Annotated in this window: 13 protein-coding genes; 5 read left to right on the forward strand and 8 right to left on the reverse strand. The window is 72.4% G+C overall.

Annotated features, from left to right (window positions below):
* The first annotated feature begins 9 nt into the window (after window positions 1-9).
* On the forward strand, window positions 10-1,425 hold the full coding sequence (locus ACTOQ1_RS19955; protein ID WP_440069144.1) for an ATP-binding protein: 1,416 nt from the start codon (window positions 10-12) through the stop codon (window positions 1,423-1,425).
* 131 nt (window positions 1,426-1,556) lie between these two features.
* Here the strand turns inward: ACTOQ1_RS19955 and ACTOQ1_RS19960 are convergent, their stop codons facing one another.
* The 3 genes from ACTOQ1_RS19960 to ACTOQ1_RS19970 all read right to left on the reverse strand — a co-directional run bounded on the left by ACTOQ1_RS19960 (window position 1,557) and on the right by ACTOQ1_RS19970 (window position 7,117).
* Window positions 1,557-3,638, reverse strand: a complete 2,082-nt coding sequence (locus ACTOQ1_RS19960) for a putative bifunctional diguanylate cyclase/phosphodiesterase (protein ID WP_440069145.1) — start codon at window positions 3,636-3,638, stop codon at window positions 1,557-1,559.
* A gap of 139 nt (window positions 3,639-3,777) precedes the next feature.
* Window positions 3,778-5,958, reverse strand: coding sequence for an NAD-dependent DNA ligase LigA (gene ligA, locus ACTOQ1_RS19965; protein WP_440069146.1), 2,181 nt, complete (start codon window positions 5,956-5,958; stop codon window positions 3,778-3,780).
* A gap of 154 nt (window positions 5,959-6,112) precedes the next feature.
* Window positions 6,113-7,117, reverse strand: a complete 1,005-nt coding sequence (locus tag ACTOQ1_RS19970; protein ID WP_440069147.1) for a methionine synthase — start codon at window positions 7,115-7,117, stop codon at window positions 6,113-6,115.
* Between the two features lie 280 nt (window positions 7,118-7,397).
* Here ACTOQ1_RS19970 and ACTOQ1_RS19975 point away from each other — a divergent pair, with 280 nt between their 5' ends.
* The 3 genes from ACTOQ1_RS19975 (at window position 7,398) to ACTOQ1_RS19985 (ending at window position 11,470) form a co-directional block, all read left to right on the forward strand.
* Window positions 7,398-8,699: a S8 family serine peptidase gene (locus ACTOQ1_RS19975; protein ID WP_440069148.1), complete on the forward strand. Its 1,302-nt coding sequence runs from the start codon at window positions 7,398-7,400 to the stop codon at window positions 8,697-8,699.
* A gap of 147 nt (window positions 8,700-8,846) precedes the next feature.
* The gene (locus tag ACTOQ1_RS19980; protein WP_440069149.1) at window positions 8,847-11,114 is read left to right on the forward strand and encodes a protein kinase domain-containing protein; all 2,268 of its coding nucleotides are present in this window, start codon (window positions 8,847-8,849) and stop codon (window positions 11,112-11,114) included.
* 86 nt (window positions 11,115-11,200) lie between these two features.
* Window positions 11,201-11,470, forward strand: coding sequence for a YbaB/EbfC family nucleoid-associated protein (locus ACTOQ1_RS19985; protein WP_440069150.1), 270 nt, complete (start codon window positions 11,201-11,203; stop codon window positions 11,468-11,470).
* Window positions 11,471-11,666: 196 nt separating this feature from the next.
* On the opposite strand, the gene ACTOQ1_RS19990 is transcribed toward ACTOQ1_RS19985, so the two are convergent.
* Together ACTOQ1_RS19990 and eccCa are read right to left on the reverse strand one after the other, a co-directional pair.
* Entirely contained in the window at window positions 11,667-12,122 is a 456-nt protein-coding gene (locus ACTOQ1_RS19990) for a hypothetical protein (RefSeq protein WP_440069151.1), read from the reverse strand.
* Window positions 12,123-12,124: 2 nt separating this feature from the next.
* The gene (eccCa, locus tag ACTOQ1_RS19995; protein WP_440069152.1) at window positions 12,125-16,090 is read right to left on the reverse strand and encodes a type VII secretion protein EccCa; all 3,966 of its coding nucleotides are present in this window, start codon (window positions 16,088-16,090) and stop codon (window positions 12,125-12,127) included.
* 330 nt (window positions 16,091-16,420) lie between these two features.
* On the opposite strand from eccCa, the gene eccD reads away from it, so the two are divergent.
* Window positions 16,421-17,806: a type VII secretion integral membrane protein EccD gene (gene eccD / locus ACTOQ1_RS20000; RefSeq protein WP_440069154.1), complete on the forward strand. Its 1,386-nt coding sequence runs from the start codon at window positions 16,421-16,423 to the stop codon at window positions 17,804-17,806.
* A 55-nt stretch (window positions 17,807-17,861) separates the two neighbouring features.
* Here the strand turns inward: eccD and ACTOQ1_RS20005 are convergent, their stop codons facing one another.
* The 3 genes from ACTOQ1_RS20005 to ACTOQ1_RS20015 are packed head-to-tail and all read right to left on the reverse strand — an operon-like array spanning window position 17,862 to window position 19,436.
* Complete coding sequence (locus ACTOQ1_RS20005; RefSeq protein ID WP_440069156.1) at window positions 17,862-18,296, reverse strand: YbaB/EbfC family nucleoid-associated protein; 435 nt, start codon at window positions 18,294-18,296, stop codon at window positions 17,862-17,864.
* Window positions 18,293-19,102 carry a hypothetical protein gene (locus ACTOQ1_RS20010; protein ID WP_440069158.1) on the reverse strand — a complete coding sequence of 270 codons (810 nt, stop codon included), beginning with the start codon at window positions 19,100-19,102 and terminating at the stop codon, window positions 18,293-18,295. The genes ACTOQ1_RS20005 and ACTOQ1_RS20010 overlap by 4 nt, the downstream gene beginning before the upstream one ends.
* Window positions 19,103-19,133: 31 nt before the next feature.
* Window positions 19,134-19,436: a hypothetical protein gene (locus tag ACTOQ1_RS20015; RefSeq protein WP_440069160.1), complete on the reverse strand. Its 303-nt coding sequence runs from the start codon at window positions 19,434-19,436 to the stop codon at window positions 19,134-19,136.
* Window positions 19,437-19,438 lie beyond the last annotated feature (2 nt).

The raw sequence follows: 19,438 nt of genomic DNA on the forward strand, positions 1-19,438 counted from the left end.
TGGGGACGCATGGGCGAGTTCATCGGCAGGCAGCACGAGCTGACGGTGCTCGGATCCCTGCTCGACCGCGTCCGGGCGGAGGCGACGACCGGGCGTCCCGGGCAGTGCGTGCTGATCCGGGGACGCAGGCGGATCGGCAAATCGGCCCTGGCCGAGGAGTTCATCGGCCGCAGCGGCCTGCCGTCGCTCTTCTACACCTCGGCGCGGGCGGACGCCCAGAGCGAGCTCCACCAGTTCACGGCCGATGTCACGACGTCGGACCTGCCGGGCCGGGACGCGTTCTCCGAGGCGGCGCCCGGCACCTGGAACGGAGCACTGCAGCTGCTGGCGGACGCGCTTCCCGATGACACCCCGTCCATCGTCGTGATCGACGAGGTCCCCTATCTCATGGACCGCGTGGACGCCTTCGAGGGACTGCTCCAGCGCGCCTGGGACCGGTTCCTCAGCCGCAAGCCCGTTCTGCTGATCCTCATCGGATCCGACCTGTCCGTGATGGAGGCGCTGAACAGTTATGAGCGCCCCTTCCACCAGCGTGGCACCGAAATGATCGTCGGGCCGCTCAACCCCCGTGAGATCCAGCAGATGCTCCGTCTCACGGCCGCCGACGCGTTCGACGCGGCCCTCGTCACCGGCGGGCTCCCGCTCGTCTGCGGGGAGTGGCCTCGCGGGGCGTCACTCTGGGAATACCTGCACGCCGCGCTGACGAACCCGGTCTCGGCCCTCCTGGTGTCCGCCGAACGCTCCCTCGCGGCCGGGTTCCCCTCCGGCGCCCAGGCGAGCGAGGTGCTGGGGGCCATCGGCAGTGGCGAGCGCACGTTCACCAACATCGCCAGAAGCGCGGGCGGGATCTCGCACAGCACCCTCGCCAGGGCGGCCGGGCTTCTGGCCTCCAAAGGGCTCGTGGCCGGTGAACTGCCGCTGTCCACCCGCCCCTCGAAGGATCGCCGATACCGCGTGACCGACGCCTACCTGCGTTTCTGGCTCCGCTTCATCCGGCCGCACATGCCCGAGATCGAGCGCCGCAGGGGTGACCTGACCATGCGGCGGGTCGCCGCGCAGTGGAGCACCTGGCGGGGCCGGGCCGTGGAACCCCTCGTCCGCGAATCGCTGGCCCGGCTGCTCCCCGACGACAGGTTGCCGGTGGCACCCGCGATCGGCTCCTACTGGACCAGGAGCAACGACGTGGAGATCGACATCGTGGGCGCGGACAGGGGGCCGATCGCCCGGCGGCTGTGCTTCCTGGGATCGATCAAGTGGCTGGAGAACGCCTCGTTCGACGATCGCGACCTCGCCGCGCTGGCCAGACACAGGGCGGCCCTGACGGACGAGCTTGTCCCGCTCGTCGCGGTATCGCGCGGCGGGGTCTCCTGCTCCGGCCTCACCGCCGCGTACGGCCCCGACGATCTCATCCGGGCGTGGAACTAGCCGGCGCCGGGATCTACGCCGCTGACAAGGACCGCGACGGTCGCAGGCGGATCAATCCCTCGGCGACCCGCGCGGGGCCGTCCGAGGGCGTGGACGTCTCCGACACCAGGCGGCCGGAACCCAGGGCAGGGCTAGGCCCTCTGGGGATCGAGGATCTCGGTGCGGTGCAGGAAGCCCAGGTCGTGCGTGGTGAGGGCCCGGTGTTTGCGCAACCATACGGTCGCGTCGGCGGCGGACATGGGTTCGGCGAACAGCCAGCCCTGGCCGAGGTCGCAGCCCATGTCGGCCAGGCGTTTGGCCACCTCCGCCGACTCGACGCCCTCGGCGACCGAGCGCAGGCCGAGGGAGCGGACCAGGTCGACGATGGAGCGGACGATCCGCTCGTCGTCCTTGGACTCGCCCATGCGGCGGACGAACGATGAGTCGATCTTGACCTCGGCGACCGGAAGGCGCTGCAGGCGGACCAGCGAGGAGTAGCCGGTGCCGAAGTCGTCCAGCGCGAGCGGCACCCCCAGCGCGGTCAGGGCCCGGACGGCGCCGTCGGTGTAGGCCTGATCGGTCATCAGGATGCGCTCGGTGACCTCCAGCTGGATCGCCTTGGGCGGCAGCCGGTAGCGCGCCAGCCCCTCTCCCAGCTGGTCGGAGAGGGCGCAGTCGAGAAGGTCGCGGGCCGAGACGTTGACGGAGATCTGCTCGTGCAGGCCGGTGTGCCACCAGTGGGCGGCCTGCTCCAGCGCGGCGTCGATGACGTATCCGGTGAGGTGGCGCATCAGGTACGACTGCTCGGCCATCGGCACGAACTCGCCGGGGGAGATCATTCCCCGCTCCGGGTGGCGCCACCGCAGCAGCGCCTCCACCCCCCGCACCTGCCCTCCGGCCAGGTCGAGCTTGGGCTGGTAGTGCAGCCGCAGCTCGGAGCGGTCGATGGCCCTGCGCAGGTCGCCGAGGAGGTTGATCCGCTCGGGACTGTTCCGGTCCTTGTCGGCGGCGTAGATCTCGACCCCGGTCCTGCCCTCCTTCGCGAGATACATCGCCACGTCCGAGCGCTGCAGGAGCATCTCGAAGTCGGGCGCGTGGTCGGGGTAGATCGCGATGCCGAACGAGGCGTCCAGGTCGAAGCTCATGCCCTCCAGCCGGACCGGCTCGGTGATCGCCACCCGCAGGCGCGCCGCCACCTCCCTGGCCGCCGCGGCGTCCCTGACCGAGGGCAGCAGGACGGCGAACTCGTCACCGCCGAGCCTGGCCACCACGTCGCCGGGACGGACGCTGTGGGTGAGCCGGTGCGCGACCAGTTGCAGGAGCCGGTCGCCGACCGGGTGCCCGAGGGTGTCGTTGATCTCCTTGAACCGGTCGAGGTCGAGCAGGAACAGGCCGACCCGCTCACCGTCCCGCGCCTCGGCGAGCGCCTCCTCCGTGCTGAGCACGAGCATCTTGCGGTTGGGCAGCCCGGTCAGCACGTCGTGCATCGCCTGGTGGTCGCGGCGGACCGACATGGTGGCGGTGAAGTAGACCGCCAGCATCGGCGCCAGGAACAGCGGCACCAGGGCCGGCGAGTGGTTCATCACCACCACGACGAGCGGGGCCAGGCCGAGCAGCCCGGCGTAGACGAGGCTCTGGTGGCCGATCGTGGTCTTGATCACCCGGTGGATCGACCTGCGCTCGTGCAGCGCCACCGCGCCGGAGACCAGCAGGGCCCTGACCACGAAGTAGGTGAGCCCGGCCAGCCCGATCGCCAGCAGGTCCGAGCCGTCCGGCACCCAGGAGGCCCCCGTGACGGACCTGTCGCCGAACAGCCCGAGCACCAGCCCGGCCGCGGTGCAGGCCAGCGTCACCTGCGCGATGTTGAACATGACCCGGTGGCTCGCCTTGCGGGTGACGGCCCCGTTGACGACCATGGCGACCGCCTGCAGCAGCACGGCGACCGGCAGGCCGTAGTGGAGCAGCGCGGCGAAGGTGAACATGGTCGACGGGTAGGTGCCGCCCACCGTCATCGACGACGACAGCACCACCGGCCGTAGCTCGCCCAGCACGACCAAGGCCGCGAGCATCCAGAACAGCGGGCTGCGGACGAGCTCCGCGGCCCCGGCCACATCTATGCGCAGCAGGGACAGGACGAGGGCGGTGAACCCGATCGTGATGACGGCGGCGAGATAGGCCCACAGGGGCGTTCCCGGTCGCGGTCCGGTGTCGCGAGTGTCGGTTGGGTCGGCCATGAGTAACAAAACCCCCATTAGTTCATTATGGGAGAGTACGGCCTGCGGGCCACTTCGCGGAACCGATTGCGCACGTTCCGTCACGAGCAATTCGCACGTTTTCAAGACACAGCACTTCGAGACACCGGCGAGACGACCCCTACTCCTCGGGTCTCACCGTCATCTCCGACGCCGCCTCGGGCCCCTCGGCCAGCAGAACCCGCAGGCCGGCCTCGTCGAGGATCGGCACACCGAGCTTGACCGCCTTGTCGAACTTGGAACCGGCGTTCTCCCCCACCACCACGAAGGAGGTCTTCTTCGACACCGACGCCGAGACCTTGCCGCCCCGGCCGGCGAGGGCCTCGCCCGCCTCGTCGCGGGTGAAGTCGGCGAGCGTTCCGGTCACCACGAAGGTCAGGCCGGCCAGGGTCTGCGGGAGCTGGTCGGCCGGGGGGTCGTCGACCATCCGGACCCCGGCGGCCGCCCACCGGTCGACGATCTCCCGATGCCAGCCGACCGTGAACCAGTCGTGGATCGCCGCGGCCACGCGCGGGCCGACGCCCTCCACGGCGGCGAGCTCCTCCTCGGAGGCCTTCGCGATCGCGGGGATCGAGCGGAACTCGTCGGCGATCGCCTGGGCCGTCGGTGGGCCGACGTGCCGGATGGAGAGCGCGACGAGCACCCGCCAGACCGGCTGGTCCTTGGCCTTCTCCAGCTGCTCCAGCATCTTCTCGGCGTTCTTGCTCGGCTCGCCGCTCTGGTTGGCGAAGAAGGTGACGACCTTCTGCTCGCCGCTCTCCGGATCGGTCTTCGGCAGGCCGGTGTCGGGGTCGCGGACCACCGACCTGATCGGCAGCAGCTGCTCCATCGTCAGGTCGAACAGGTCCGCCTCGGTGCGGACCGGCGGCTCCTGCGGCGGCAGCGGCTGGGTCAGCGCGGTGGCCGCCACGTAGCCCAGCCCCTCGATGTCGAACGCCCTGCGCCCGGCCGCGAAGAAGATGCGCTCGCGGAGCTGGGCGGGGCACGCCCTGGTGTTGGGGCAGCGCAGGTCGGCGTCGCCCTCCTTCTCGTACGCCAGCTCGGTGTCGCACTCCGGGCAGCGCTCCGGCATCACGAACTCGCGCTCGGTGCCGTCGCGCAGGTCGGCGACCGGGCCGACGATCTCGGGAATGACGTCGCCCGCCTTGCGCAGCACCACGGTGTCGCCGATCAGCACGCCCTTGCGCGCCACCTCGGAGGCGTTGTGCAGGGTGGCCCGCTCGACCGTCGAGCCCGCCACGACGATCGGCTCCATCACGCCGTACGGCGTGACCCGGCCGGTACGGCCCACCGCGACCTGGATGTCGTGGAGCTTGGTGTTGACCTCCTCCGGCGGGTATTTGTAGGCGATCGCCCAGCGCGGGGCCCGGCTGGTGGAGCCCAGGTTGTTCTGCAGCTCGATGCGGTCGACCTTGACCACGACGCCGTCGATCTCGTAGGCCGGGTCGTGGCGGTGCTCGCGGTAGAACTCGATGAAGGCGTTGATGCCGTCGAGGTCGTCGACGACCTTGTAGAGGTCGCTGACCGGCAGGCCGAACCCCTTCAGCCGCTCGTAGACCTCCGACTGGGTGCGGGGCGCGGTGGCGCCCTCCCACCTGCCGACCCCGTGAACGATCATGTACAGCGGCCGCTGCGCGGTGACGCGCGGGTCCTTCTGCCGCAGGGAGCCCGCGGCGGAGTTGCGCGGGTTGGCGAACGGCGCCTTGCCCGCCTCGACCAGCTGCTCGTTGAGCTTCTCGAACTCCTCGACGGGAATGTAGACCTCGCCCCTGACCTCCACCACGTCGGGCACGTCGTCGCCGGTCAGGCGGTGCGGGACGTTGGCGATCGTGCGGACGTTGGCCGTCACGTCGTCGCCGACGCGGCCGTCGCCCCTGGTCGCGCCCCTGGTCAGGCGGCCCTTCTCGTAGAGCAGCGCGATCGCCAGGCCGTCGATCTTCAGCTCGCACAGGTAGGGCGCGGGGTCGCGCTCGGCCAGCCGCTCGGCCCTCGCCTGCCAGGAGGCGAGGTCGTCGGCGTTGAAGGCGTTGTCGAGGCTCTCCATCCGCTGCAGGTGCTTGACCGGGGTGAAGTCGCTGGAGATCGGCGCGCCGATCTTCTGGGTGGGCGAGTCGGGCGTGCGGAGGGTCGGACTCTCCTCCTCCAGCTCGCGCAGCTCGCGCATCCACCCGTCGTACTGGGCGTCGCTCACGGTGGGCGAGTCGAGGACGTGGTAACGCCAGTTGGCCTCCTCGACCAGCTCGGTCAGCTCCGCGTGCCGCTCCAGCGCCGACACCGGCACACCTTCGACCTCAGCGCCCATCGCCCGTCTCTCCCATCGTCGTGGCCCAGGACAAACGTATCTTCGAGCACCGACAATGTGATCCCGCCATTGCTCCGAGTTGGACAAGCCGTCGCCGCTCCCGTACGGCACCGGCCCCCACGCGCTACGAGCACCGCGTGGAGGTCGTACGGGATCACTCGCCGGGGTCGTCCTGCAGGACGCGGGCGGCCTTGCGGCAGGTGGCCAGGGCCGTCCTGGCGTAGGCGGGCGAGGCGCCGGCCAGGCCGCAGGCGGGGGTGAGCACGACCTGCGAGGCCAGGGTCGAGGCGGGGAAGCCGAGGCGGCGCCAGAGCCCGACGGCGGGCTCGGCGACCACGTCGACGTCCGGGAGCCTGGTGTCCGCTCCCGGCACGACACCGAGGAACAGGGCGGTACCGGCCTCGACGGTCTCGCCGATCGCGTCCTCGTCGCGCCTCCTCATGAGGTGGGCGTCCAGCGAGACGCCTCCCACGCCCGCCGTGCGCAACACCCCGAAGGGCACGCCGGGGGCGCAGCAGTGCACGACCGTGAACGTCCCCTCGGGGAGCACCGCGCCGAGCCGGTCGGCGACGATCTGGCGGTCGACGGCGGCGAGCCGCCCGAAGCCCGAGGCGGTCGGCACCGTGCCCATGAGGACGCCGGGCAGCCCCGGCTCGTCGATCTGGACCACGATCCGCGAGGCGCCGGGCACCCTGCGGCGCACGTCGGCGACGTGCGCGGCGAGCCCCTCGGTCAGGGAGTCCACCAGGTCGCGCACCGCGCCAGGATCGGCGAGCGTCTTGTCGCCGTACCGGAGCTCGATCGCCCCCGCCAGCGTCCACGGCCCGCACACCTGGATCTTGAAGGGCCCCTCGTACCCCTGGGCCACCTCCTCCAGCCCGTCGAGGTCGCGGACGAGATGGTCGCGGGCGCGCTTGAAGTCGCGGCCCGGCCTGTCGGCGAACCGCCAGCCCGACGGCTGCACCTCGACGGGCAGCTCCAGCAGGAGTGAGGCGGTGCGCCCGATCATGTCGGCGCCGACACCGCGGGCGGGCAGCTCGGGCAGGTACGGCAGCGCGGGCGACTCGCCGAAGGCGACCCTGACCGCCTCCGCGTGGTCCTCCCCCGGATGCGACCCGATGCCGGTCGCGGTCGCCTCGCCCCATGGGTACTGGCTCAAGCCTGCTCCTGGTCTCACATCGGTTCGCGTCGGTTCGCGTCGGGACGTGGGAGGGACCCACCGGCGCCTGTCCGGCTCGCCCGCCCACGCCAGCTTATGACCGCCGGGTCGCGCCTCCGTCCGGGAGAATCCCGCCGCGCCGTGACGGCACGCGATCAAGCTGAGTAGGGTGCTGCCCGGTATTCACCCGTTTCTGGGGTCTTCTCGCTCCGGAGGCGTCTCGGCGTGGGGGCCGTTTCGCTCGGGGACCGTTTGTTCCGGGTCGTTCTGGGGGCGTTTCGTGATCGGTCGGATGCTCGTCACGGTGCTGGTGCTCGCGGCGATCGCGGCACCACCGGCCGTGGCCAAGGTGGAGGCGCGAGCGGAGACGGGCCCGGGGACCTCGGGAACCGTCTCGACGGTGAAGGCGGGAAGCGCGGGAAGCGCGGGAAACGCGGGAAACGCGGGAAACGCGGGAAACGCGGGAAACGCCTCGACGGTGAAGGCGGGCGCCGCGGGGACGGGCGCAGCGCCGGTCAGGTGCAATCCCGGGCGCGGCACGACCAGCATCGGGGAGTCCTGGGCCCAGCGGCGGCTCAGCCTCCCCGAGGTGTGGGAGCTGACCAAGGGGGCCGGGGTGACCGTCGCGGTCGTCGACAGCGGGGTGGACACCACGCACCCCCAGCTGAGAAGGACCCGGTCGATCGACCTGACCGCCACCGGGGCCCGCGACTGCCTCGGCCACGGTACGGCGGTGGCGGGCATCATCGCGGCGGCCGAGATGAAGGGGGTGCCCTTCACCGGGGTCGCGCCGCAGGCGAGGTTGATCTCCATCAAGCAGACCTCGGACGGCACCGGCGACGTGGGCCGGCTGGCCCTGGCCATCGTGCGGGCCGCCGAACTGGGCGCCGACGTGATCAACGTGTCGGTCGAGGCGCGCGACCATGCCGACCTGCGCGACGCGGTCACCTACGCCCTCGCCATGGACGCGGTCGTGGTGGCCGCGGCCGGCAACGTGCAGAAGGAGGACGGCACCCCCGGGCCCGCCTACCCGGCCGCCTACGAGGGGGTCCTCTCGGTCGGGGCCGCCGGTCCCGACGGGGCGAGGGCCGACTCGTCCAACGCCGTAACCCCCGTCTCCGTCCTGGCCCCCGGCCGGAACGTCACGAGCACCTGGGCCGGGCGGGCCTACCGGGAGAACCTTGAGGGCACCAGCTTCGCCGCCCCGTACGTGGCCGGGGTGGTCGCGCTGGTCCGCGCCCGCCACCCGGGGCTGGACAACGTGCGGGTACGGCGGCGCGTCGAGCTGACCGCCAACGGCGGCTCGGGGGCGGGCACCGGGGCGGGAATGGTCAACCCGCTGCTGGCGGTCTCGGCGATCCTGCCGTCCGAGCAGGTGGCGCTCGCGCCGCGCCAGGCGGCCCCGCTGCCGGAGAACGCGGTGCGGCCGGCGCCTCCCGAGGATTCCCGGGCCATCTCGATCTCGCTCTGGGTCGCGCTGGGGTCGCTCGCCGTGGGCGTCCTGGTCACCGTGGCGGGCGTCGCCGTCCCGATGGGGCGCCGGAGGGGCTGGCGGCCCGGCTCCGCCGAGAACCAAACATGACAAACGTATTAAAAACACGATCTAGTGCGTCAAATTTGGTTGGATGGTGCCCGATTAGCTTAAAGCGGCTTTATTGACAGCTGTGCTGGAAGGAATGCAATGGGGTATTTGCACCCATTACTGCCTGAAGATCCTAAGCGCATCGGTGTGTACATCCTGGTCGGCCGGCTCGACCCGGATCCAGGACACGCCGTCTACCTGGGACATCTTCCCGACGACGACACCATCCGCGTCATCCGCCTCCTGGCCGCCGAGCCCGAGGCCCCCGACCCCCGGGTGCGGGAGCGGATCACGAACGAGCTGCACGCCGCCAAGCGCGCCTCCGGGGCGCACACCGCCAGGCTGCTGGAGGTCGGCTGGTTCGACGACCGCCCGTACGTGGTCCGCGAGCACGTCGAGGGACCCACGCTGCGGCAGGCGATCGCCGAGGGCGGGCCGCTCACCGGTGACGCGCTGGAGCGGTTCGCCGTCGGCACGCTCACCGCGCTGACCGCCCTCCACCTGTCCGGCCTCGCCCACGGGTCGCTCACCCCGGACACCGTGCTGCTCGGCCCGGACGGTCCCCGCGTCTTCGACATCGGGCTCGACCCCGTCACGGGCGAGCGGGAGCCGGACTACCGCGCTCCCGAGCACGTCCGCGAGGAAGCCGCCCTCTCCGCCCCCGCCGTCCCCTCGGCGCCGGAGGCGAGCAGGCCCGCGGACCTCTTCGCCTGGGCGGCCACGGTCGTCTACGCCGCGACCGGGCGGCCGCCCTTCGGCGGCCGGCCGGAGAGGGTCCTGGAAGGCCCCGCCGACCTGACCGGCCTGCCCGCGGAGCTCCGGCCCGTCCTCGTCTCCTGCCTGGACAAGCGATCGCAGGAGCGCCCGGACGCCAAGGCCGCCATGCTGCGCCTGCTCGGTGAGCCCGAGGCGCCGGACGCGCCGGCTCCCCTCCCCGGCGCCGCCGCCGACCCCGCGCTCCTCCCCCTCCCCGGCCTCGTCTCCGGCACCGTCTCGGGTACCGGAACGGACATCGGGGCGGGTGGCGGCGTGGAGGCGCGGCCGGGTACGGACGTCACGGGGGCCACGCGCGGGGACGGCTCCCCGCCGGACGGGAACGCCCCCGGCGCGGCCGTACCGCGACAGGCGGAGCCCGCGACGTCGGTCTGGGGAGCCCCGCAGCTTCCCCGGGGCGCGTCCCCCGCTCCCGAAACCCCGGCCCCGGCGCCCGCGAAGGCCGCCGGGAGCCGTCCGAGGACGGGCAACTTCTCGATGGCGCTGGCCGCCTGCGTCGGCGTGATCGTCCTGCTCTCCGGACTGGGGCTGTGGGCCGCCGGGCGGTACACCGCCCTGAGCGAGCTGGAGCGGGCCTCCGCCAACGGCGCGATGCCCGAGGTCTCGCTCGGGCTGGCGGACCAGTCACGGGACGAGCCGCAGGGGCAGGACCCGGTGCAGAACACCGGGGACGACCCCTCGGGCAAGGTGACCGTGCCCTGGGGGACGACGCCCGACCCCCAGGTCGCGGAGGTGGGGCCGCTGCAGCTGCCCAGCGACGCCCCCACCGGCCTGCCCCAGGTCCCGACCATCGGCGCGTACACCAGCACTCCGGTGCCGGTGCCGACGGCGCCGCTCACCACGGTTCCGACCGCGCCCGCGGTGCCGACGCCCACGGCCGGGGTGCCCTCCGCCGCGGCGTCGTCCACATCGGCGGTCCAGCCGACACCGACGCCGTCCCCGTCCCCGTCCCTGACCGTCGAGCCCGAGCAGCCTCCCACCGGGACGCCGACCCCGGTCCCGAGCCCCACCCCCACCCCGGGCCCGCCGGGCACCCCGGGGCCGACCCCGACCCCCACGCCGACCCTGCCCCAGGGAACTCCCGGCCTGACTCCCACCCCGACGCCGACGCCGACTCCGGCCAGACCGTCCGTCAAGCCCACGCAGACGGTCAAGCCCACACAGACGGTCAGGCCCACACAGACGGTCAGGCCCACACAGACGGTCAGGCCCACACAGACGGTCAGGCCCACACAGACGAGCAAGCCGACAGTGCGGCCCACCACGCCCAGGCCGACGTTCGTGCGGCCCTCGTCGTCCCCGCCGCCGGTACAGCGCACCAACCCCTACACCCCGGAGAAGGTCTGCGGGCTGAACTACTCGGTGCAGCGACAGGTCCCGTTCAAGGGCGGCACCGTCTACCAGCTCTTCAACAGAGTCACGAAGAACACCTGCGTGGTCACCATGAAGAGCGCGGACGTGGGTGTCGCGTCCCCGCTCTGGGCCACCCTCGAGGTGCAGGGTGGTCCGTCCAAGAGCGACCGCGGCAACTACGAGTACTACGCGGGCCCGGTCGTCCTGTCGGCCCAGGGCAAGTGCGTGCGCTTCAACGGCGGCAGCCCCAGCGGTTCCTCCTCCATCGACTGGGGGAGTTGCAAGTAATGCGCGGCGATCGGGAGAGCGTGCCGGGCATGTCCGGCGGGCCGTAATCACCGACCGGTGATCCGGAGACGGACCGGCTTCTCGCGGTGATCGAGGAACAGACGACCCGGATGGAGGAGGTCGGCCAGAACCTGGCCGAGGCCAGGGGACGCGGCGAGTCGGCCGGCGGCCACGTGTCGGTGGAGGTACTGGCCGGCGGCGCGCTGGCGGCCCTCCGCATCGACCCGCGCCCTCCGCCTGGGCTCCGAGGCCCTCGCGGAGGCGATCCTGGAGGCTCGGGCGAGGCCACCAGGGACGCGGCCGAGCAGACCGGCGCGTTGCTGAACTCACTCCTGGAGGACCCCTTCAGGGGCTGACCGTCGACCGGTTCACCGGCCGGCCCCGACGACGGGGTCCGGCCCCGGGCAAAGGCCCGGGGCCGGACTTCCGGAGGCACGGGAAAGGGGCACGGGAAGTGCGCCGCCCCGGTCGGGCAGGCGGCTTGGCCGCGCGGGAGCCGTGCACGATGATCTTGGAGATCCACTGCTCCCAGGTGGGGAGGGCGGGATCTCCCTAAAGGGTGCTGTCCGCCACGGTGTACATCCCCGAGCCGACCAGCCGGGACATCAGGTTGCCCGCCGCGTCACCGGGAAACGCCTTGCCCCAGGGGCCGATCTTGGTCAGGTCGTAGGCGCCGTTGAAGGCCATGTTGCCGGCGAAGCCCCGGCCGAACTGCTTGAAGTTCTCGCCCGCGCCGGTGACGTCGTTGCCGGTGAGGTCCTTCTTGACCCCGGCGAGCTCGAAGATGCTCCACTGGAGCGCCTGCTGCCCCCCCCCCCCCCCCCCCCCGGCGTAGCCCAGGCTGTCGCCAGGGTAGTAGAACGAGTTATAGATGATCTTCTCGACACTGATCTTGAAGATCCTCATCTGCAGGATCGCGCGGCCCTTGAAGAACCTGTCCATGATCTGCTTCTGCACGGCCGCCCCGATACCCGCGGTGGCCCAGGCCCAGACCACCGTGTAGACCATGTTCACTTCTCGGGCTCGGGCTGGGCGACGAACGCGGTCTGGATGAGACGTACGCCGTTCCTCCGGTCGGAGAGATAGGCGCGTCCCGGCGGCAGCGCGTGCGGGCGCACCCCGAACAGCACGCCCTCGTCCTTGTGGCCCGACATCATGACGGCCGGGGTGGCCATGTCCTTGAGCCGCTGGAGCACCGGGTCGAACATGGCCCGTCCCGCGCCGCCCATCGCGCGGGCCAGTACCAGGTGCAGGCCGATGTCGCGGGCCTGGGGCAGCAGGTCGAGCAGCGCGCCGAGCGGGTTGGCGCCCGAGGCCACCACGTCGTAGTCGTCGACCACGATGTAGATGTCCGCCCCCTTCCACCAGCCGCGCGACCGCAGTTCCTCGGGCGAGAGGTTCCCCGGGGGGAGCCGCTTGATCAGTGACTCCCTGATCTCGCCGATGAACTCGGTGGCGGCGGTCGAGGAGGCCGCGTACCCGATGCGGTGCTCGGTGTAGGCGGCGTCCAGCAGCGAGCGGCGGTAGTCGATGACGACGAGGCGGGCCTGCGAGGGCTCGTGGCGGGCCACGACACCCTCGGCCACCAGGCGCAGCAGGTTGGACTTGCCGCTCTCGTTGTCGCCGATGACGACCAGGTGAGGATCGGCGTCGAAGTCGGCGAGCACCGGCGAGAGGGTGCTCTCGTCGATGCCCAGCGGGATGCGCGCGCCGGTCTCCTCGGGGCCCGGCAGGCTCTCCGGCGCGAGGACGGCGGGCAGCAGCCGCACCCTGGGGGCGGGCGGGCCCTGCCAGGCGGTGGCGACGGACTCGACCATCGCCCGCGTGGCGACGGCCAGGTCGTCGCTCTGGTCGCCGCCGTCGACGCGGGGCAGCGCGCTCAGGAAGTGCAGGCCGTCGCGGGTCAGGCCGCGCCCCGGCACGCCCTCGGGAACCGCCATCGCGGTCCTGCGGTTCACCTCGGACTCGTAGGCGTCGCCCAGCCTCAGCTCCACCCGGGAGCCGAACAGGTCGCGGATGGACGGCCGGAACTCCGACCACTTGTTGGTCGCCGCGACCACGTGGATGCCGTAGCTGAGGCCGCGGGCGGCCAGCTCGGTGATCGTGGGCTCCAGCGACTCGAACTCCTGGCGGACCGTGAGCCAGCCGTCGACCACGAGGAAGACGTCCCCGAAGCCGCCGGGGTCCACGGTCCCCGCGGCGATCTGGCGCCGGTAGGTGGTGATCGAGTCGATGCCCCGCTCGGCGAACTCGCGCTCTCGCCGCGCGAGCAGCGTGGTGACCTCGGCGACGGTACGGCGGACCCTGTCGGTGTCCAGCCGGTTGGCCACCCCGCCGACGTGCGGCAGGCCCTCCAGCGAGGCGAGGGCGCCGCCGCCGAAGTCCAGGCAGTAGAACTGCACCTCGGCGGGGGTGTGGGTGAGGGCGAGACCGGCGATCAGCGTGCGCAGCACGGTGCTCTTGCCGCTCTGCGGGCCGCCGGCCACGGCCAGGTGCCCGGCGGCGCCCGACAGGTCGAGCCAGTACGGGTCGCGCCGCTGCTCGAAGGGACGGTCGACGACGCCGAGCAGCGCGTGCAGCCCCCCGCGTCCCTGCCAGTGCGCGGTCGTCAGCCCGTGCTGCGGGGTGACGGACAGGGGCGGCAGGAGCTGGTCCAGCGAGGGCGGCTCGGCCAGCGGCGGCAGCCAGATCCGGTGCGCGGGCGGGCCCTGCCCGCCCAGCCTGCGGACCACGACGTCGAGCAGCGTGTCGCGCCCCGCGCTGACGGCCTCCGGCTCCTCCTCGGGCTCGGCCTGAACGGGAGGCGCGATGTAGGCGGGACCGTACGGGACGATCTGACGCCCCTCGGCCCGCTCGCGCCGCACGACCCGCCGCTCGGGGGTGTAGGGCCCGGAGACGTACGCGGCCTTGAAGCGGACCATGCCGGTGGTGTCGAACTTCAGGAAGGCGTTGCCCGGCGCCGAGGGCAGCTCGTAGGCGTCGGTCACGCCGAGCACCACCCGGCTCTCCATCGCCGAGAAGGTCCGCAGGCCGATCCGGTACGACAGGTGGGTGTCCAGGCCGCGCAGCCTGCCCTCCTCCAGCCGCTGCGAGGCCAGTAGCAGGTGCACCCCCAGGGACCTGCCGAGACGGCCGATCATCACGAAGAGCTCGATGAACTCGGGCTTGGCCGACAGCAGCTCGCTGAACTCGTCCAGCACCACGAAGAGGGTGGGCATCGGGCGCAGGTCGGTCCCCTGCTCCCTGGCCTGCTCGTAGTCGCGCAGCGAGGCGTAGTTCCCGGCGGCGCGGAGCAGCTCCTGGCGCCGTACCATCTCGCCGTGCAGGGCGGCGTGCATGCGGTCGACCAGCGGCAGCTCGTCGGCGAGGTTGGTGATGACGGCCGAGACGTGCGGCAGGGAGTCCATGCCCAGGAAGGTCGCGCCGCCCTTGAAGTCGACGAGCACGAAGTTCAGGACCTCCGACGAGTGCGCGACGGCGAGCCCGAGCACCAGCGTGCGCAGCAGCTCGCTCTTTCCGGAGCCGGTGGCGCCGATGACCAGGCCGTGCGGGCCCATGCCGCCCTGCGCCGACTCCTTGATGTCCAGCTCGACCGGGCGCCCGTCGGTCCCGACGCCGATCGGCACCCGCAGCCGGTTGCGCGGCGCCCTGGGACGCCAGAGCAGCGCCGGGTCCAGCCCCGCGGCGTCGCCGAGCCCCAGCAGCTCGGCCAGCGTGGTGTCGGCGGTGAGCGCGTCACCGCCCCCGGCTCCGGCCGGGGAGCCGCGCAGCGGGGCCAGCCGCCTGGCGAGCCCGTCGGCCTGCAGGTACGAGAACCGGTCGGGCCTGCCGAGCGGCGTGACGACCTCCTTGCCCGCCTGGTCGGCGGTGACCCGGCTGAACAGGTCCTCGGTGACGCGCAGCCTGAGCATCGTCTTCTCGCCCGCCGGGGTGGTGGTCCCGTCGAGGTCGATGAGGGTGACCCCCTCGATCGCGTCGGCGCCCAGCGGGGAGTCCTGCGGGACGTGCCCGCCGTCGATGATCACGACGTGGTACGGGAGCGCCTCGGCGGAGACGCCCGGCTTGAACCGGGCCCGGTTCTTGAAGTCGGCGCCCAGCAGCCGGTCGAGCTCGCCCAGGTCGTCGGTCATGAGGCGGACGGGCCCCGCGGCGTCGGCCTCGTGCGGGTGCAGGGCGTGCGGGAGCCACTTGATCCACTCCCAGTGGGCCATCCACTCCTTGGACGCGCACACCGCGATCCTGAGCTCGTCCGGCGAGTGGAAGACGGCCAGCTGGCCGACGAGCGCCCTGACCATGTCGCGGACGGCCGACTCCGGGCCGGTGGGCCTGATCCTGGCGAAGGAGTGCAGGGAGATGGCGATGGGCAGGTCCGCCACCGTCGAATGGGCGCGGACGAAGCGGCGCAGCGCCCCGGCGGACATGGCGTCCAGGTCCTCGACCGGCTTGGACTCCGGCGGTATGAGCTGGACGGCCAGGCGCTGGGAGCCGGTGCCCACCCGGACGGCGCCGAAGTCGGCGTCCGAGGGCCGCCGCTCCCACAGGCGGGCGCTCAGCGCGATCGCCCAGAGGGCGTCGGGGTCGGGGCCGTTCCAGTTGAGCGCCTCGCGCTGCCTCGCCGCCGCGCGCCTGACCTTGGCGCGGGTCTGGGACAGGTAGCGGAAGTAGTCGCGGCGCAGGCCGTTGAGCCGCTGCTTGCGCTCCCCGCCCGCCCGGCCCATCTGGCCGATGGTCATGCCGACCATGGAGAGCGCGAACATGCCGCTGGCCACGTACATGATCGGGTTCCCGCCGCCGCCACCGGCGAACATCAGCCCCATCGCGGCGCCGCCGGCCACCATCGGCAGGTACATGAGCACCTGCGTGAACCCCGCCGAGGTGGTCTCCGGGATCTCGGGCGGCGACTCCAGGAGGATCTCACCGCGCGGCGCCGCCGGAGGTGGACGCCGCTCGGGACGCCGGACGACCACGATGCCCACTTCGCCCCCGATGTGAGTTAAGCAAATATTGTCCAGTCCGGAGTACCGTAGCGAAACCGTCCCCCGGGTTCGACGGAATCTTCGAGAACGCCTCGGGACCGATACCGGGTGATCGCGGAGGTGGATCCCCGCACCCCGCGGACCGGATGAGCGCCGGATGATCGCGCGGTGAACACCGTGTCCCGCGGACCGGGTGAGCGCCGGACGATCGCGCGGTGAACGCCATGCACCTCGGACCGGATGAGCGCCGGGTGATCGCGGGGTGAACACCGTGCGCCTCGCGACCCCGACGGGTGCCGGGTGATCGCGGGGGTGGCTACCATGCGCCCTGTGAACCAGGTGACCGCAATCCCCCTGTGCCGCATCACCGTCGTCACCCCGCGCCGCCGGGTCGACCTGGCGGTGCCCGCGGACCTCCCCCTCTCCCACCTGCTGCCCGATCTGCTCGCCGCCACCGGCGAGAGCGCCGAGCAGATCGCGCCCGCCGGCGGCTGGGGGCTCCAGCGGATCGGCGCGGCCCCCATGCCCTCGGGCGCGAGCCTGTCCGAGCTGGGCATCAGGGACGGCGAGGTCCTCTATCTGCTTCCCCTCTCGTCCCAGCTGCCCGAGGCGATCTTCGACGACGTCGCCGACACCGTGGCGACCGGCGTCAAGGAGCGGACCGGCCGCTGGCGGGCCGCGCACACCAGGGGCGTGGGGCTGGGCACCGCGGCGCTGTCGATGGTCGCCGCGTTCGCGGTGCTCGTGGCGAGCGGGCCGCCCTGGGGGCCGGTCGTCGCCTTCGCCGGGGCGTGCGCGATCCTCGCCGTCGTGGCGAGCGCCGCGCTCTCCAGGGCCGTGGGCGACGGCCGGGCCGGTGCGACCATCGGCTACACCGCGCTGCCGCACGCCTTCCTGGCCGGGGCCTGCGTGCCGGCTCCCCCCGCCGGTCCCGCCGTGTTCGGGGCGCCCAACCTGCTGGCCGGGTTCGCGGTGACCGCGCTGGTCGCCACCGTGACCGGCTGGGTCGTCGCCGAGGGACTGCCCAACTTCTTCGGCGTCGGGCTGGCCGCGGTGATCGGGACGATCTGCTCGGCGGTCGTCATGTTCACCGGGGCGCCCGCCGCCGGGGTGGCCGCGCTGGCCGCCGCGGTGACCCTGGCCTGCGCCCCCCTCATCCCGACGACGTCCTTCCGGCTGGCGCGGCTCCCGCTGCCCACGCTGCCCGCCAACGCCGAGGAACTGCGCGGCGACACCGACGACATCGACGGCGCGGACATCCGGCGGCGCGCGACGGAGGCCGAGCGGTTCGCGACCGGCCTGACCGCGGGCGTCGCCCTGGTGGCGCTGGGCACGCTGCCGGTCCTGCTCACCGCGAGCGGGTGGACCGCCCCCGCGACCCTGGTCACGCTCTCGCTGGCGCTGCTGATGCGCGCCCGCGTCTTCCAGGGGACCGGTCAGCGCCTCTGGTTGCTCGGCTCGGGGCTGGCCGGGCTGCTGGCGCTGACCCTGGGCGTGGCGTTCACCGTGCCTGACTCGGCCTTCGCGGTGACGATCGGCCTGGTGTGCGCGGCGGCGCTGGCGGGCGGGATGGCGCTGTTCCTCCCGCAGCGGCGCCCCTCCCCGTTCTGGGGACGCGCGGGGGACATCGTGGAGTTCTGCCTGATCCTGGCCCTGCTCCCGCTCGCGCTCGGCGTGATGGACGTGTACGCGGCCGTCAGGGGCCTGTCGGGCTGACCGGGGTCCTCCGGTCAGGAGCCCGTGCCGTCCGGGTCCCGCCCGGACGGCACGGTCAGTCTCGTCTCAGGTCGTCCAGGGTGCGGGCCAGGTCCTGGCCGATGTCCTCGAAACGGCGCCGGGCGTCGGCCATGTCCAGCGGGAGCGGGTCGCCACCGGTGGCGGCGCGGAGCAGTTCCTCGTTCGCGCGCCCGGCGGCCTCCTGGGCGGCGCGGACCGCCTCGGTCACCGCCTCTGCGACGGCCTGGCTGTCCAGGCGCATGATGCGCGGCTCAAGGGTGATCTCCTTGATCCGCCCGGCGCCGTCCACCAGGGCACGGGCCAGGCCGTCGGCGCCGGACCCCTCGCCGGTGACGGTCTCCAGCTCGCCGAAGACCCCGCCGAGCCGCCGCAGCGTCTCCTCGCTCTGCCGTACGACGGCGTCCAGGTCCTCCAGGCGCAGGTTCTCGGGGTTTCCCAGGTGCAGGTTCTCGGGGATGAGGTCGCTCACTTGTACGGCTCCGGCATCTCTTTCTTGGGGGACAGCCACTCGAACGTCCCGCCCTTGGGCAACTGCGGCGCCTGGCCGGGGGCGACGGCGGGCGCCTGCCGGTACGGCAGGAGCGAGGGGTCGATCCTCGCCTTCGTGAAGTCGACCTTGGCCGAGCCGGTGGGCTCCAGGTTGAACGACTGGACCCACGCCTTGCCGGAGAAGTAGACCGACATGCTCCCGGCCACCGAGGCGACGAGCTTGCCCAGCGCCCCGGTCGAGACGGCGATGACCTGGCTGGCCAGGGTGCCCAGCATCTTCAGGTTGACCATGGCGTTGGCCGCGTACGGGGTCGCCAGCATGGCCGCCGCGATCGTGGCGAGGGCCAGCAGGGTGGCCGCGATCTTGGCGATGGCGAGCCAGTACGCGCGGTAGGCGTCCCCCAGCTCGTCGACGATCCCGGCGACGTTCTTGACGTAGGCGCGCAGGCTCTCCAGCGCCTCCTGCATCCGCTGGACGGCGTCGTCGAACGCCTCCCTGTCGTCGGCGATCCAGCCCTCCTTCTCCTTGGTGAGCAGGATCGCGACGTAGCTCTTCACCGCGGTGTCCAGGCGCGAGTGAACGGACTCCCAGTTGTTGTAGGCGTCGGCCATGCCCGGCACGTTCGCCACGGCGGTGCTCGCGATCGCCACGCCCGCCCAGGCCGTGGGCGCCAGCCTGGCACCGCCCTTGAGGGTGGACAGGACCTTGGTGGAGTTCGTGATCACCCCCTTGGCGCTCCTGCCCGCCGTCAGCGGGCTCGGCCTCCCACCCGGTCTCGCGGTCATCTCGGCTCCCCCTGGTTCACTGACAACCGGCTCACTGGTACACGACGGTGCTGTCGTCCTCCGCGGTCCGCCAGTTGACGCGGGCGGTGGTCAGCGCGACCGTCCACGACTCCAGCACCTCCACCGCGTCGTCGAACTTCTCCCCGACGTCCCGCTGGACCTCCCGGTAGCGCATCCCGACCGCGAGCTCGCCGACCGCTCCCCAGCCGGGAAATCCGACCGTCGTGTCGCCCAGCATCGCGCGCAGCTCCCTGATCCTCGGGATGACGTCCTCCTCGATCTCCTTGCGAATGCTCTCGATCGCCTTGGAGGTGACGTACTTCTCCTGGGTCATCC

This window comes from Streptosporangium sp. OZ121, assembly GCF_051918885.1.
Lineage (GTDB): Bacteria > Actinomycetota > Actinomycetes > Streptosporangiales > Streptosporangiaceae > Streptosporangium.

What these genes read in the sequence shown, in the direction of transcription:
- ACTOQ1_RS19955 (WP_440069144.1), top strand. Translation starts at nt 10, where the DNA reads ATGGGCGAGTTCATCGGCAGGCAGCACGAGCTGACGGTGCTCGGATCC.
- ACTOQ1_RS19960 (WP_440069145.1), bottom strand. Translation starts at nt 3,638, where the DNA reads ATGGCCGACCCAACCGACACTCGCGACACCGGACCGCGACCGGGAACG.
- ligA (WP_440069146.1), bottom strand. Translation starts at nt 5,958, where the DNA reads ATGGGCGCTGAGGTCGAAGGTGTGCCGGTGTCGGCGCTGGAGCGGCAC.
- ACTOQ1_RS19990 (WP_440069151.1), bottom strand. Translation starts at nt 12,122, where the DNA reads ATGGTCTACACGGTGGTCTGGGCCTGGGCCACCGCGGGTATCGGGGCG.
- ACTOQ1_RS20010 (WP_440069158.1), bottom strand. Translation starts at nt 19,102, where the DNA reads ATGACCGCGAGACCGGGTGGGAGGCCGAGCCCGCTGACGGCGGGCAGG.
- ACTOQ1_RS20015 (WP_440069160.1), bottom strand. Translation starts at nt 19,436, where the DNA reads ATGACCCAGGAGAAGTACGTCACCTCCAAGGCGATCGAGAGCATTCGC.